The 14456-nt window shown below is 62.6% G+C and carries 12 protein-coding genes and 1 pseudogene; 10 read left to right on the forward strand and 3 right to left on the reverse strand.

Annotation, left to right across the window (positions count from 1 at the left end; genetic code table 11):
- Nucleotides 1–17 precede the first annotated feature (17 nt).
- A complete protein-coding gene (locus V6657_RS21795) occupies nucleotides 18–1394 on the reverse strand; it encodes an amino acid permease (RefSeq protein WP_048933672.1) in 1377 nt (458 codons plus the stop codon).
- 70 nt (nucleotides 1395–1464) lie between these two features.
- Nucleotides 1465–2982: a sensor domain-containing diguanylate cyclase gene (locus tag V6657_RS21800; RefSeq protein WP_048933671.1), complete on the reverse strand. Its 1518-nt coding sequence runs from the start codon at nucleotides 2980–2982 to the stop codon at nucleotides 1465–1467.
- Between the two features lie 340 nt (nucleotides 2983–3322).
- On the opposite strand from V6657_RS21800, the gene V6657_RS21805 reads away from it, so the two are divergent.
- The 6 genes and pseudogenes from V6657_RS21805 (at nucleotide 3323) to V6657_RS21830 (ending at nucleotide 10536) form a co-directional block, all read left to right on the forward strand.
- The gene (locus tag V6657_RS21805) at nucleotides 3323–3511 is read left to right on the forward strand and encodes a hypothetical protein (RefSeq protein ID WP_048933670.1); all 189 of its coding nucleotides are present in this window, start codon (nucleotides 3323–3325) and stop codon (nucleotides 3509–3511) included.
- A gap of 354 nt (nucleotides 3512–3865) precedes the next feature.
- A complete protein-coding gene (mprF, locus tag V6657_RS21810) occupies nucleotides 3866–6532 on the forward strand; it encodes a bifunctional lysylphosphatidylglycerol flippase/synthetase MprF (RefSeq protein WP_048933669.1) in 2667 nt (888 codons plus the stop codon).
- Entirely contained in the window at nucleotides 6529–8316 is a 1788-nt protein-coding gene (locus tag V6657_RS21815; protein WP_048933668.1) for a virulence factor family protein, read from the forward strand. The genes mprF and V6657_RS21815 overlap by 4 nt, the downstream gene beginning before the upstream one ends.
- Nucleotides 8317–8647: 331 nt before the next feature.
- Nucleotides 8648–8884: a hypothetical protein gene (locus V6657_RS21820; RefSeq protein WP_048933667.1), complete on the forward strand. Its 237-nt coding sequence runs from the start codon at nucleotides 8648–8650 to the stop codon at nucleotides 8882–8884.
- A gap of 161 nt (nucleotides 8885–9045) precedes the next feature.
- Nucleotides 9046–9156 (forward strand): annotated as a pseudogene (locus V6657_RS21825) (IS5/IS1182 family transposase); the annotation flags it as partial.
- A gap of 174 nt (nucleotides 9157–9330) precedes the next feature.
- Entirely contained in the window at nucleotides 9331–10536 is a 1206-nt protein-coding gene (locus tag V6657_RS21830; RefSeq protein ID WP_248694626.1) for a DUF6402 family protein, read from the forward strand.
- A gap of 399 nt (nucleotides 10537–10935) precedes the next feature.
- Here the strand turns inward: V6657_RS21830 and V6657_RS21835 are convergent, their stop codons facing one another.
- Nucleotides 10936–11910 (reverse strand): AraC family transcriptional regulator, encoded by a 975-nt coding sequence (locus V6657_RS21835; RefSeq protein ID WP_048933665.1) that lies wholly within the window; start codon nucleotides 11908–11910, stop codon nucleotides 10936–10938.
- Between the two features lie 143 nt (nucleotides 11911–12053).
- Here V6657_RS21835 and V6657_RS21840 point away from each other — a divergent pair, with 143 nt between their 5' ends.
- From V6657_RS21840 to V6657_RS21855, 4 genes are all read left to right on the forward strand, one after another.
- Entirely contained in the window at nucleotides 12054–12905 is an 852-nt protein-coding gene (locus tag V6657_RS21840) for an NmrA family NAD(P)-binding protein (protein ID WP_048933664.1), read from the forward strand.
- 137 nt (nucleotides 12906–13042) lie between these two features.
- On the forward strand, nucleotides 13043–13456 hold the full coding sequence (locus V6657_RS21845; RefSeq protein ID WP_137884521.1) for a hypothetical protein: 414 nt from the start codon (nucleotides 13043–13045) through the stop codon (nucleotides 13454–13456).
- Nucleotides 13457–13579 (forward strand): hypothetical protein, encoded by a 123-nt coding sequence (locus tag V6657_RS21850; protein WP_021192909.1) that lies wholly within the window; start codon nucleotides 13457–13459, stop codon nucleotides 13577–13579.
- A 119-nt stretch (nucleotides 13580–13698) separates the two neighbouring features.
- Nucleotides 13699–14454, forward strand: a complete 756-nt coding sequence (locus V6657_RS21855) for a hypothetical protein (protein ID WP_048933662.1) — start codon at nucleotides 13699–13701, stop codon at nucleotides 14452–14454.
- Nucleotides 14455–14456: the final 2 nt, after the last annotated feature.

Consider the following 14456-nt stretch of genomic DNA (forward strand, 5'->3'; position numbering starts at 1 on the left):
GGCGCGCGGTCAGGCGTTCACTGCCGGCCGCGCACCCAGCGAAACACCACCGCCATCACCACCAGAAACGGCACGCCCACCACCAGCGTCATCCGGAAATCCGCCATCCACGCCGTGCTGACGATGATGGCCGCCATGGCGACGGCGCCAATGAGGGTCAGCACGGGGTAGCCCCACATACGGAACCGCAGCGTGCGTCCTTCACGCTCCGCTGCACGACGGAAGCGCAGGTGCGTGACGAAGATGACGAGCCACGTGAACAGCGCGCCGAACATCGCCAGCGACATCATCAGCAGGAACGAGTGGCCGGGCAGCACGACGCTCAGCACCGCCGCCAGCGCCGCGCCGGAGCTGGACACCGCCAGCGCGCGCAGCGGCACGCCGCGATTGCTCACCACACCCAGCGCCCCTGGCGCCTGCCCGCCGCGCGCGAGGCTGAACAGCATGCGCGTGGACACATATAACTGCGCGTTCATTGACGACAGCGCCGCGGTGAGCACCACGAAGTTCATTACGCCCGCACCGCCGGCAATGCCCAGGATTTCCATGACCCGCACGAACGGGCTCTTGCCGGTGCCGGCCTGCTGCCACGGCACCACGGCCAGCATCAGCGCGAGCGTGCAGAGGTAGAAGAACACCAGCCGGAACAGCGTGGAGCGGAACGCGCTGGTGGCAGCGGCCTCGGGCTCGCGTGCCTCACCGGCAGCCACGGCAATCAGCTCAATGCCGAAGAAGCTGAAGATGCTGACCACCGCGCCAAACCAGACGCCAGACCAGCCGTGCGGCAAGAAGCCGCCCGCGTCCACGTAGTTGTGAAAGCCGATCGGCCCGCCATCCGGTGCGCGATAGATGGCGTAGCTCGCCACCGCTAGAAACGCGACGATGGCCACCACCTTGATCATCGAGCACCAGTATTCCGCCACGCCAAACACGTCCACGCTGCTCGCATTGATCCACACCAGCACGGCCGAGAACCCGACGATCCACACCCACGCCGGCACGCCCGGAAACCAGTACGCCATGTACACCGCCACCGCCGTCACCTCCGCGCCGATCACGAAGACGACCGCTGCCCAGTACGCATAGCGCACCAGGAAGCCGGCGAGCGGGCTGACGTAGTGCTCGGCATAGGCACCGAACGAGCCGGTGGTGGGGTGCGCGACGACCATCTCCGCCAGGCAGCCCATCAGCAGCAGCGCAATGACCGCGCCGGTGGCGTAGCTGGCAATCACGCCGGGGCCGGCCAGCTGGATGGCCGCACCACTGCCCAGGAACAGGCCGGTGCCGATCGCGCTGCCGATGGCGATCATGGTGAGTTGCGCGGAAGAAAGACGGTGCTGCAAGCCGCCTTCGCGTGCGGCCAGCGCTTCGAAGCTGCCGGTGGCCTTGTCCATCGTGTACCGTCCAGTGGAAAAAGCCGCGATGATACGCCCCCGGGCAGGATCGGCCTCAGCCGACTGGCAACTACACCACCGCCAGCTTGGGCCGCTCCTGGCGCGGGATGACTGTATTGCGCCCGGCCGCCTTGGCCTCGTACAGCCGCCCATCGGCCAGTCGTACCAGGTCTTCGGCGGTGTCTTCGGCCGTGACGATGCCCGTGTGCACGGCCACGCCGATGCTCACCGTCAGCTTGCCGTGCGCGCTGCCCGCATTGGGCTCGTCGGCGGCCAGCACGGCGGCGCGGATGTTCTCGGCCACGCGTACCGCGCCGGCCAGATCGGTACCGGGCAGGATGGCGCAGAACTCCTCGCCGCCGTAACGGCCGGCAAAATCGCCGGGGCGCTTGATGTTGTCGTTCACGCAGCGCGCGACGGTGCGCAGGGCGGTGTCACCGGCGGCGTGGCCGTAGCGGTCGTTGAAATGCTTGAACTCATCCACGTCAATCATCAGCACAGCCAGCGGCATGCGGGTGCGATTGGCGCGGCGCCATTCCACGTCCAGTGCGGCATCCAGTGCGCGGCGCGTGCCCAGGCCGGTCAGGCCATCCGTGTTGGCCAGCCACTGCAGTTGCTGCTCCATTTCCAGCCGCTTGCGCAACTGCCTGGCAAACAAGACCGACAGCGTCATGAACACCGCATCGAGCAGCAGCACGATGCCGCCGATCACCCATGCGCGCTGCCACCATTCGGCGTAAATGTCTTCAGTGGCCAGGCCGACTGCCACGATCAGCGGATGCTCGCCGATATGGCGGAAGCTGAACAGGCGCTCGACGTTGTCCAGCGCGGCCATTTCCACGTAAGACCCTTCGGACGACAGCAGGCGCCGCTGGAAGGCCGGACTATCCGCCACGCTGCGGCCGATGAGTTTTTCGTTGTACGGGCGGCGCATGAGCAGCGTGCCGTCGGAGCGCACCAGCGTTACGGCGGCGCGCGGCCCGAGGTTGAGGCCATCAAAGAGCCGCCGGAAGTAGTTCAGCCGCAGTGTGCCGACTACGATGCCCTTGAACTCGCCATGTGGCCCATTCAGACGCCGGCTCAGTCCCAGTGATGTATCGATGCCGTTGATGCGCGGCTTGAATGGCTCGCTGATATAGAGGCCGACATCCGGGGAGCCCTGATGCACCCGAAAGTAATCGCGGTCGCCCACGTGGATATGCCGCGGTGGTACCGAGTGCGAATCGATGATGACGTCGCCCGCCGGGTTGGCCACCAGCAGCGAGCCCAGGTCCTGCGCGTTGGTTGAGCGGTCGAACAGCACGAGCTGGCGGATGTCCGGGGGCAGGGCAACGATCTTCGGGTCCTGCATGCCGTCGATCACGGCCTGCAGCGACAGGTCGTACACCTCGATGTTGCGGGCGATGTCGCGCTGCAGGATCAGCGAGAGGTTGTCGGCGGCGTCGCGCGCACGTGCCAGCGCATCGACGCGCATCTCCCACAGCGACAGGGCCGTCAGCGCGGCCAGCAGCAGCGACAGCGCCGAGGCACCGATGATCAGCAGAGGAGGGTGCCGCAAGAAGGCGCCGACGGTGCGCTGGAGAGGCATGCGCGTGAGGTGCAAACAATGAATATGGAGGGATTGAAAACGTCACCTTGATTGTGTACCGGACTCCACCTGGCTAGGCAAATCGCCTAGAGCGTTTGTCGGGTTTGCAATCGTTTGCGCGATTGCTGCAACGCAGCGGTTGTCGTATTGGTGTCGAGACCGGGCCCACCGCTTGCTGAGCATCGCCTGAGTATCGTGCACGTCGCGCCCGGTTGTGCATGGCCCAGCGACATTTGCCCGTGCCACGCTGCACAGCCGCCTTTGCCGATCGCCGATCGCCCACCGCTGATTGCCGGCTGCCCGGATTGTCTATGCTGGGTAAGCCCTCTTGGAGAACGCCATGCCAGATGATCGCGTCTCGTCTGCCCCTGTGCCCGCTAACCCGCATCCGCCCGTGCCTGACACGCATGAGGAGGCCCTGCTGGACGAGGGCCTGGAAGAGACTTTTCCGGCCAGCGACCCGGTTTCCATCGACACCGGCAAGCCGGATGTGACACCAAAAGCGCCGGGGAGCGCGCCCGCGCCGTAAAATGTGTGTTTGCGTGTCAACGGAACGGCGGCTTTGTCCGTGTTACGTGGCATCAGAAACAACTGTGCGAATTCAGCGCGCGCATTGCAGGAGCAATCGGCGGAGCAACCGGTGCGCCGGTCGGACACTGTTCCGGCACGGACGACAACACGCCAGCACCGGCCAGTCGGGGTCAATTCATGATGTCGATGCCGCACATGTGGCAGCCGGGCGCCTTGCTCGCCGCCGTCTCCCGTCTGCGCGCCGTGGGATTCGCTATTGGCACATCGCCGGCGCCCGTATTCCGTCTATCAGGCTGGGATCCGGCGCCGCCTGACCCACACCAGCCCAGCCAGCGGGATCTCGTTTCACACCATGCCTGACGCCGCGTCCCACGACGCCAGCCCTAAACCACACCGATCGCCGGTCAAGCAGGCTGCGCCCGTGCCTGCTGAAACTGCGGTTGCTTCTCGCCCTGATGCCGATACCGGTCGTGGTTTTGGCCTGGGCAACTGGACCGTGCTCGGCATCGTGCTGATCGTCGGCGCGCTGGTGTTCGACAGCCTGTATGCGTTGCTCGACCACGTGCACTACGCCGATATGGTTGCCGCGCTGCATGCCATGCCGCGCTCGCATGTGTGGCTGGCGATTCTGGCCACCGTGCTCAGCTATGTCGCCCTCACAGGCTACGATGCCTCCGGTCTGCGCTATGCCGGTGCGCAGGTGGCGCCCGGCACGGTCGCCACGACGTCCTTCATTGCTTATGCGCTGGGCAACACCGTTGGCCTGGGTTCACTGACAGCCGGGGCGGTGCGCACGCGCCTGTATACCGCGGCCGGCCTGGACGCAGCGCGGGTGACCGAGGCAGTCGCCTTTGATGCGAGCGCGCTGGGTGTGTCCACCACGGCTTTCGGCGCGATCGGGTTGCTGTGGGGCGCCTCTCATATTGCCGGCATCACGCACCTACCGGCAGCGTTGCTGGAAGCGGTTGCGCTGCTGGTGCTGGCTGGCGTGTTTGCGCTGCTGGCGCTGTGCATGCGGCAGCGCCACGTCACGTTGTTCGGCCGATGGGAAATCCGCCCGCCGCCGCCGGCGCTGGCGGCGCGCCAGTTCGTGATTTCAGCGGCAGACCTGAGTGCGGCGGCCGCTGCGTTGTGGGTGCTCATGCCGGCGGGTGCCGTTGACTTGCCTACTTTCGTCGCCTTTTACGCACTGGCTGTCACGCTGGGCGTGCTGAGTCAGAGCCCGGGCGGCCTGGGCGTGTTCGAGGCGGTCATCCTGCTGGGCTGCAGCGGTCAGGCACCACCGGCCGAGGTGCTGGCTGCGTTGCTCCTCTACCGCGCTATTTACTTTCTGCTGCCGCTGATCGTGGCTGCAGCCATGCTTGGGGTGTTCGAGTTGCGCTCGGGGGCGGGGGCGCCCTTTGCTGCCCCATTCGGTCGCGCGGCGGTCAAACTGTCGCCTGGTTTGCTGGCTGCGCTGACCATGGTGGCGGGTGTGATGCTGCTCGTCTCCGGCGTCACCCCTGCCACGGATGAAGCCGAAGACCTGCTGCGCATGCATGTGCCGCTGTTCGTGGTGGAAGCGTCGCACATGATCGGCAGCGTGGCGGGCCTCATCATGCTGTTTGTCGCGCGTGGCCTGCTGCACCGGCTGGACGCTGCGTGGTGGGCGGCATTGGTGCTGTCGTTGCTGACCGGCGTGCTGGCGTTGCCCAAGGGCATTGCGGTGTCGGAGATGGTCGTGCTGGTGATGCTGGCGGTGCTGTTGATCATCTCGCGCCGGCAGTTTGATCGGCCGTCCTCATTGTTCTCGCAGCGGCTGGAGGTGGGCTGGCTGGTTGCCATGGCGTGCGTGTTTGCCGCCTGCGTGTGGATTCTCTTCTTCGCCTATCGCGAGGTGGCTTATGCCAACCAGCTCTGGTGGCAGTTCACCTTTGATGGCGATGCACCGCGTTCCATTCGCGCGCTGATGGCGGTGGCGGTCACGGGCCTGGGCTTCGGCATGTGGCAACTCTTCCGCCGTGAGTCGGGCGCGACCATTTGCCCGAGCACGGAAGAACTGGCCCGCGCCGCAGAGATCATCCGCAAGCAACCTGCCGCAGACGCCGTGCTGGCGCTGATGGGTGACAAGAGCCTGCTGTTCTCGCCGTCGGGCAACGCGTTCATCATGTATGCCAAGCAGGGGCGTTCTTGGGTGGCGCTGGGCGACCCGGCGGGCGCGCAGCAGGAGTGGCCTGAGCTGATCTGGCGGTTTATCGAGATGGCCGATGCGCACGGCGGCCGCGCGGCGTTCTACAAGACGCGCCCGCAAACGCTACCGCTGTATCTCGATGCCGGCCTGCGTGCCTACAAGCTGGGTGAAGAGGCTTATGTGTCGCTGCCTGAGTTCAGCCTCAAGGGCTCGCGCCGCGCCAACCTGCGCCACGGCGTGACGCGCGGCGAGCGTGAAGGGCTGTCGTTCGAGATCGTGCCGGCCGAAGGGGTGCCGGCAGTGCTGGAAGAGCTGCGTGCCATTTCCGATGAGTGGCTGCACAACCAGAACGCGCGTGAGAAGGGCTTCTCGCTCGGCGCGTTTGAAGACCGCTATGTGCTCAGCCAACCGGTGGCCATCGTGCGGCGCGAAGGCGCCATCCTCGCGTTTGCCACGCTGATGTGCCCCGAGGTGCTGCGCATCGAGGCCAGCGTTGACCTGATGCGCCAGCGCGGCACCGTGCCGCCGGGCACCATGGACTTCCTCTTCGGCAAGCTGATCCTGCACTTTCAGGCTGAGGGCTATCAGCGTTTCGGCCTAGGGATGGCGCCGATGTCGGGCATGGTCGAACATGAGCTTGCGCCGCGCTGGCACCGCTTCGGACGGATGATGTTCCGCCACGGCGCGCGCTTCTACAATTTCCGTGGGCTGCGCAGTTTCAAGGACAAATTCGAGCCGGTGTGGGAACCCCGCTACCTGCTCGCGCGCGGTGGGTTGGCGCCGCTATTCACATTGACAGACGTTGCCGCGCTGATCGGCGGCGGGCTGAAGGGAGTGATCTCCAAATGAGTTGGCAAGTACCGCGCACGCAAGAGGCGCGGCATCGGGGAGTGCAACGTACCGGGCGGCGTGTGGTGACGATGGCCGCCACGGCAATCGCGTGCTGGCTGGCGATGTCGTCGGCCATGGCTGCGGATGCGCCCGCGGCGGCTTCTGCACCCAAGCCCACACCGGTGCAGGGACCAGTGCTGGTGCCGCCGGTGGGCATGACCGGTGCCAGTGGCGTGACCGCAGTGCCGCCGCAAGGCGACATGCTGCCGCGCCTGCAGATGAGCGCCGCCGCCGTGACCGCCAACAAGGCCGCCAACGGTGGCGTGCTGTCGCTGCCCGTGGTGGCGCCGGCCACACCAGCTGCCGCGCCGGGCGCCGTCGAGTTCGTCACGCACGGGCGTTTTCGTGATGTGCCGGTCTACAAACCGAAGGGCGAAATCCGCTCTGTCGTGCTGATGCTCTCGGGCGACCAGGGCTGGACGCCCGCCACGTCGCGCATGGCGCAGAGCCTGGCGGAGCAGGGCGCATTGGTGGCCGGTCTCTCCACGCCCGCACTGTTTTCAAGCCTTGAGGCGGATCTGGGCGACTGCGCCTTCCCCGACGGCGATCTGGAAAACTTCAGCCGCTTCCTACAAGCCTACGAGAAGGTGCCGGGCTACTACCCGCCCATTCTCGTGGGTGACAACGAAGGCGGCGCACTTGCCTACGCGATGATTGCGCAGGCACGCCCGAACATCTTTGCCGCGGCCATGTCGATGGAGTTCTGCCCGGTGCTGGAGCTGCGCAAGCCGCTGTGCAAGGGCGAGGGCGTGCACTTCAGCCGTCGCCAGAGCGAAAGCCGCACAACCGCCAAACGCACCAAGCCACCGGAAAACGCGGGCGTGGTGCTGCTGCCAGCCACGAAGCTGTCGGCGCCGTGGGTGGCGCTGCAATCGGGCACGCTCACGCCGTTTGCGCGCCGCTCAGGCCCGCTGTGCGAGGCACGCGCCACGCAAGCTTTCATCGATACGATTTCCGGTGCGCAGTCCGTCGTGCTGCCGGCGGTGCAACCGACTGCGCCGGGCGGCGCCAACGTGCCCCCCGTGACGGCAAGCGAGCCGTTCAAGGCCGCCTTCGCCAAGCTGAACGCACAGCGCAAGCCGCCGCCCCCGCCGCCGCCTGCGGCCGTGTCGGATTTGCCGATCATCGAAGTGCCTGCACAACCGGGTACGTCGTCGGAGTTGTTCGCGATCCTGCTGTCGGGGGACGGTGGCTGGGCCGGGCTCGACAAGGAGGTGGCAGCGGCGTTGTCCAAGTCGGGCGTGCCTGTGGTCGGCATCGATTCGCTGCGCTACTTCTGGACCCCGCGCACACCGGCCTCGGCCGCGGCCGACATGGACCGCCTGGTGCGCTTCTACGCCGCGCGCTGGAAGAAGAGCAAGGCGTTGCTGATCGGCTATTCGCAGGGTGCGGACGTGCTGCCCTTCATCGTCAACCGGTTGCCTGCCGCATCGCGCGAGCACGTGGCGCTGGCGGTGATGATGGGCCTGGGCAAGCGTGCCGACTTCGAGTTCCACATGACCAACTGGGTGTCGAGCAGTGCCTCGGGCCTGCTGATCCTGCCCGAAGTGCAGAAGCTGCCGGCCGGCCTGGGCATGTGCATCTACGGCAAGGAAGAGAAGGACACCAATTGCCCGGGCCTGGACCCGAAGCAGGTGCAGCTTGTGAAGCTGCCTGGCGGTCATCACTTTGATGGCGACTACGCCAAGCTGGCACGCATCATCCTGGAAGGTGCGCGCGCAGCCGGCGCGGCTGCGCGCTAGGCGCGCCACGGTGTACGACGATTCTGATTTATAGTTTCGCCCTTGCTCGGGTGGAGCATCAGTCACTCCACTCTGCGGCACTGCTGTCGGTGCCATGGATGAAAGCGGTCGAGGCTTGGAACCCTCGTAGATAGCCGGCAAGTGTCGAGCATAGACACTTGTCGCCAATTGCTATGGCTTGGCTTCGTCTTCAAAGGGCGAGCCAGGCATGGACGGCTTCGGCCGTGCCGATCGCTATCTATCGGTGTTCCAACTGTGCTTGTGCTCGCCCACTCCCTTTCCCCGAGGGCGTGGCGCGCATCCATTCAAACAATGAAGAGGACGACGCCCAATGACCCAGCCCGCTCCCGAGTTTCTCGATTCCAAGCGCACTGACGCGCATGCCGAGTTGTTTGACAAGCTCTCCAAGTTGCGCACGCTGCTGACGATGTTGCATGCCGCCGGATTCGACATGTTCCGACGTCTTGATGTGATGAGGCGGCAGGCAGAATATCTGTGGATGTGTATCGAGCTTGGGGATCAGGCGTATCAGGCGCTGCTGGTGTCCGATGGGTTGGCGGCGGAGTAAGGCTGCCTCGTGACGATCTGAGCCTCCTGCTATCTGCTCTGAAAGCCCGCCGAAAATTGCGGGCTTACGCGTTATCCGTCAGTTCTAGAGCCGCCTTTGGCGCATCTCGCATATGCCGCATACCGGCATTCCGTGGAAAGACTCTCTCAGGACTTAGCCTTGGCAGCGGCACGCCGTGTTGGCGACGCTTGCGCGACTGGCAGGCAGCCAGCGTGTGGGATGAGGCGCGTTGGGCCGCGCTGGTGCGACTGCGTAAGTATGACCAAGTCGATACAGGTTACCGGTGGGGGCTCGGAGTCCGAGAAATACTGGATGATGAGCCGGTAACGTGCGCGCCTCAATTTGCCAACAATTGTCGTGAGCAATGGGAGTTACTTCATTCCCTTTCTATAGTCTCTGTTGCTGTCCGCGACTGAACGCGGAGAAGCTTACGAGGAGACATAGCGTTGGATCAGTCTGACCCAGAAATTCCGTACTTGGAAAGAGGTCTGATTTTAAATACATCGTGGAGACCTTCCAAGACGACCTGCTCGCGAATTGACGCTGATGAAATTGCGTTGTCGATGAATCGGGCCGCACCGCCCTTGCGAGATCAGCAGCCTCCATCGCCTCCTCCCGGCAAGCCTCCTACAGTCATGCGCCAGAAAAGGGACTTGGTCAACGATCTCATGGCGCTTCACGCATGGCTGAACACTCCATCACCGCCGAAGCCGGATAGACCAACGCCCCCTGCTGCACCTGCCATCAAGAAGCAAAAAATCAAGCCATTTGACCTTCAGGACATTCCTGATGCAATGGATCGCATCGGCTGGCCCATGTCAGCCAAGCTGCAGCGCAAGTGGTTTGCTGGGGAGCTGAACTATGCAACGACTGATGAAGGTGCGGTGAAGGGTATCAACCAAAATGGAGAACCATTTCCACCGAGCATGATTGATACAACCATGTTCAAGATGGATTGGATTCTTCAGTTCAAGCGAGCCAAAGAAAAATACGATGAACTGATAAACGAAAAAATGTTCAACCAAGCCGCCATCAGAGCGCTGAAAGAGCAATTCTCAATGCTAAATTCATCCCCGTACTATGTTTACCCATGGGACTTGTGCAATGGCGATATCCAAAGGTGGCACAGAGAATATCAATTCCAACGGGTTCCAGTTGATAGTGATAACTTGACAAAATTCGCGATGTTTGTCAAAGGAGTTGCTTGGGAAAATGGTCTGTTTATGGATGATCTATATGGTGCGCTCGGGGCATTTTCTTTTTATGCCACGCTGGGAGTGCATCAATTTAGTGCGGCCAACGGAAAAGGGGAGTTAACCATTAATAGCGTTCATGTTTACATGCGAGATGTTTTCACATTTCATGATCGCTCAGATGAGCGCGGAACTCAATATTTAGGGCATTGGAAAAAGGACGGTTTCATCGTTGTCCCCGCCGCGACTATTGCGGGGGAGCTTACAAAGAATGACTGGCCAAATTTCACTGTTGCAAAAGGTGGAGTAGTTTCGGAAAAAACAGTTTACTACCCAGTTCGAAATAAAGACTATCGGGCGTGGCAAATTCGACACGGGCGAGGTGGGGATTTGATTTTGTACTCAGATCGGAGAGAAGTCGAATTTCATCCACCAAAGGTCATAATATTTAATTTATGAAATTAATGAAGATTAAATACAGGGTTATGTCGGTTGTGGCGGTCGTAATTTGTGCTTTATATTTTACTTCCGCAATTAATCGGGTGCGGGCGCATGAATGTGTTAAAAAGGAAAGTAGATACGGGCCATATATCGGGGAGTATTGTTATCTGCCTTATCGCGACGGAATGTTGTTTAGATTATATGATGCAAAGACAAACAGGCTTCTGGCGGAAAGGGGTTACAGTGATATTGAGCCAAGAATTGTATTCAGCGAAGATGTTGTCTACTACAACATGAGTGCTTCGCCTGAGGAATACGTATCACTTCCGCCAACATGGCTAGATCGCTTGCGCGCAAAACTCCCTTGATCTTTTTTGTGCGCTCTGCTCAGCATATTCGGTAGCATGCGTCGATCAGTTAGGCCATCGCTTCCGGGGTCACGCTGCGTCGTGCGGCCCCGGGCGTTACCCCATTGAACCGTTTGAACGCCCGGCTGAACGCCGCCTCCGACTGGTAACCCAGCCGGCTGGCGGCCTCGGCCAGCGGCAGGCGGTCTTCCTGCAGCCAGCCCAGCGCAATCTGCATGCGCCAGCGTGCAACGTATTGCATGGCCGGCTCGCCTACCAGTCGCGTGAAGCGCGCGGCAAATGCCGAGCGGGACATCGCCGCCTCTTCGGCCAGCGCACCGAGTGTCCATTCCCGCGCGGGCTCGCGATGGATCAATGCCATCGCGCGGCCAATCTGCTTGTCCTGCAATGCGCCCATCCAACCGCTGCGTGCAGCGGGATCGCGCTCAATCCAATCGCGAATGGCGAGGATGACGAGAATGTCTGCCAGCCGCGTCACCATGGTTTCGCCGCCGGGTTGAGGCATGCGGGCCTCGGCGGCCATGAAGCGCAACGTTTGCTCGATCCATTGCGCGTGCGGTGATTGCCGGCTGTCGATGCATAGCGCCGCCGGCAGCAGTGCCGCCAGCCGCTGTGCGGCCGGGTGGCCGAAGCGCACAGCGGCGCAGATCATCTGTGCGGGCTCGCCGCTGCCGCCGTGGCGCAGCACTTCGTAGCGCTCGCTCATCAACTCGCGCGGAAGATCGAACAGGCCCGCACACGCCACACCCGGCTGGCTGGTCAACCGATGCCCGGTGCCACGCGGCACGATGGCCAAGTTGCCGGGGGCGAGTGCGCGTGCCGGCTCACCCTCCACCTCCAGCCAGGCGCGGCCGCTGGCCACCACGTGCAGCATCATGCAGTCGGGCATGGGCGGTAGCGCCAGTCCCCACGGCGCGGAGAACTCCGAGCGGCAATAGAACACGCCGCTCATGCGCAGAAAGTGCAGCGCTTCGCCCAGCGGGTCGATGTGGGTCCAGGGAGGTGGCGTGTTTGTCGAAGTCATGGCGACATCCTGAGCAACAACGTGCCCATTGTGCGCTGATCTGGACGATCGAGCATCAATGGTGGACGCCCGGTCACACCTGAAACGGGCCCGCTTTCCATACTGGAGGCGTCTTCCACCCCAACGCTTTCAGGAGTTTCGCCATGCAGATCGTCCAAGCTTTCCCCATCTCCTCCGTCCTCGTTCTGGGCGCCACCGGCAAGACCGGTGCACGCGTTGCGCAAGGTTTGCGTGCGCACGGCGTGACCGTGCGTGAGGGCTCGCGCAATGCCAACCCGGCCTTTGACTGGGAGGACCAGACCACCTGGCCCGCAGCATTGGCCGGCATGGACGGCGTCTACATCACCTACCAACCAGACCTGGCCGCGCCGGGCGCCGAGGTGGCTATCCACGCATTCGTCGCGGCGGCCAAGGCCGCCGGCGTGCGCCAGCTCGTGCTGCTCTCCGGCCGTGGCGAGCCCGCCGCCCAGCGCTGCGAAGCCATCGTGCAGAACAGCGGCTTGGCGTGGACGGTGCTGCGCGCCAGCTGGTTCAACCAGAACTTCAGCGAAGGCCATCTGCTGGAGCCCGTGCTGGCCGGCGTGATTGCGCTGCCCGGCGGCAACGTCGCCGAACCGTTTGTCGATGCGGGGGATCTGGCCGACGCTGCCGTCGCCGCCTTTACCGATGCACGCCACATCGGCCAGTTGTACGAGATGACCGGCCCGCGCGCGCTGACCTTTGCCGAAGTGGCCGAGATCCTGAGCGATGCGCTCGGCCGCGACATCCACTATCAGCCGATGGAGACGGATGCGTACGTGGAGATGCTCTCCGACTATGTGCCGCGCGAGTTTGCGGTGTTTCTCGGCGGGCTGTTTGCTGAGGTGCTCGATGGCCGGAACGTGCACGTGGCGGATGGTGTGCAGCGTGCGCTGGGCAGGGCACCGCGGGATTTCGCGGACTATGTGCGGGAGGTGGTCAAGACGGGCGTTTGGGATACGGCAGAGGCAATCTGATAGTCGTGGCACTGGATGAGTGTGGCACCCGTGCCGTCACATCTGCAAAGAGGGGTATTGGTTGGGCTGTTTCCGGTCATGTCGACTACTGATATGGTGATATAGCATATGTGTATTCGATTGATTTGAGGGATGCAGTGACGCGATCCTATTTAAATAGTGCCTGGAAAAAATGGCGTCGTCATTATGGTGATATGAAAATAAATGATTCAACTATTGATATTTTATCGTTTTCATTCTCACCTGAAATTAGGAAGATTGAAATTCGGTTTGATGATCAAATTGTAGTAATTCGCGAGGAGAAGTTGCCAGGATCGGATCTTTGGATTGTTCCAAGTGCGAACTTGGAAGCTGTCCTGTCCGAGAGATTTCTGCCTTTTTACCCTATGTTCTTTGGGATGCTCTTGACAGCGCTGCACGAGAATAAAACCCAAGTTCCGATTTTCGGAATTGTATTGAAAGACGTGGAGACGGCGTTCGAGGATCCGGATACGAGGCAAGGGTTTGTTAATTGTATTGCGTCTGGAATCTACATTTCGAACGGACAATAAATGAACGAGATCAGCGTTGATCCCAATCTCGTCGACCTGTTTGTCGGTATGCCGATCCACAAGCCAGCTACGTTCCATACGGCTGGCGTGACGGGCGGGTTTCAACTGATCTATCAGTACTAGTTGCACGTGCGCTGAGCGCTGCCGAGCAAGGCCCCGCGGGCGCTACGAACGCACAACGTTGCGGGCCACGATGGCGCGGCATAATGGCCGCGCCTATTAGCGCGATTCGGGGGGATCGGATGGCAGCACTCCAAACCGGGGTCATTGTGGTCGGCCTGGTTGCCACGCTGGCCGCATTTTCAGTGCGAGGGCGCTTCAAGAGCGAGCATCGTGAAGCGTTCATCCAGAACTACCGCTGGCCGCCAGGCCTGCTGGAGCGCTTTGCCGAGAAGCATCCCGACCTGACCCCTGCCCAGCGTGAGCAGGTCGTGCGTGGGTTGCGGCAGTTCTTCCTGGTCCACCTACGCAGTGATTGCGACTACGTGTCGATGCCCTCGCGCGTGGTTGACGACCTGTGGCACGAGTTCATCCTCTACACACGCGAGTACCGCGATTTCTGCCGGCGCGCATTCGGCAAGTTTCTGCATCACCTGCCCTCCGCTGCACTCTCGCCGTTGCGCAAGCGTTCCAACGTCGGGCTGCGCCGCACCTGGTGGTGGGCGTGCCGGGAGGAGTCGATCAACCCGCGCAATCCCGATCGGCTGCCGCTGCTGTTTGCCATCGACCACCAACTCGCCATTCCCAACGGCTTTCACTACGTGCCGGATTGCGCCGCCATCCTGCCCGGTGGCGAGGTCATGCAATGCGGCGCCGATTTTGCCAGCCGCCGCATTGACGGCACCATCGAGGGCTTTGGCAGAAAGCGCGACAGTGGCTGTGGCGCCAGCAGTGGTTGCGCCGGCAGTGGTGGTGATGGCAGCGGTTGCGGCGGCGATGGTGGTGGTTGTGGAGGCGACGGCGGTGGTTGTGGCGGTGGCGGCGGTGGTGGCGACTGAGT

The sequence above is a fragment of the Ralstonia sp. RRA genome (genome assembly GCF_037023145.1).
GTDB lineage: Bacteria > Pseudomonadota > Gammaproteobacteria > Burkholderiales > Burkholderiaceae > Ralstonia.

What these genes read in the sequence shown, in the direction of transcription:
- V6657_RS21800 (WP_048933671.1), bottom strand. Translation starts at nt 2,982, where the DNA reads ATGCCTCTCCAGCGCACCGTCGGCGCCTTCTTGCGGCACCCTCCTCTG.
- V6657_RS21795 (WP_048933672.1), bottom strand. Translation starts at nt 1,394, where the DNA reads ATGGACAAGGCCACCGGCAGCTTCGAAGCGCTGGCCGCACGCGAAGGC.
- V6657_RS21820 (WP_048933667.1), top strand. Translation starts at nt 8,648, where the DNA reads ATGACCCAGCCCGCTCCCGAGTTTCTCGATTCCAAGCGCACTGACGCG.
- V6657_RS21855 (WP_048933662.1), top strand. Translation starts at nt 13,699, where the DNA reads ATGGCAGCACTCCAAACCGGGGTCATTGTGGTCGGCCTGGTTGCCACG.
- V6657_RS21805 (WP_048933670.1), top strand. Translation starts at nt 3,323, where the DNA reads ATGCCAGATGATCGCGTCTCGTCTGCCCCTGTGCCCGCTAACCCGCAT.
- mprF (WP_048933669.1), top strand. Translation starts at nt 3,866, where the DNA reads ATGCCTGACGCCGCGTCCCACGACGCCAGCCCTAAACCACACCGATCG.
- V6657_RS21835 (WP_048933665.1), bottom strand. Translation starts at nt 11,910, where the DNA reads ATGACTTCGACAAACACGCCACCTCCCTGGACCCACATCGACCCGCTG.
- V6657_RS21840 (WP_048933664.1), top strand. Translation starts at nt 12,054, where the DNA reads ATGCAGATCGTCCAAGCTTTCCCCATCTCCTCCGTCCTCGTTCTGGGC.
- V6657_RS21850 (WP_021192909.1), top strand. Translation starts at nt 13,457, where the DNA reads ATGAACGAGATCAGCGTTGATCCCAATCTCGTCGACCTGTTTGTCGGT.
- V6657_RS21815 (WP_048933668.1), top strand. Translation starts at nt 6,529, where the DNA reads ATGAGTTGGCAAGTACCGCGCACGCAAGAGGCGCGGCATCGGGGAGTG.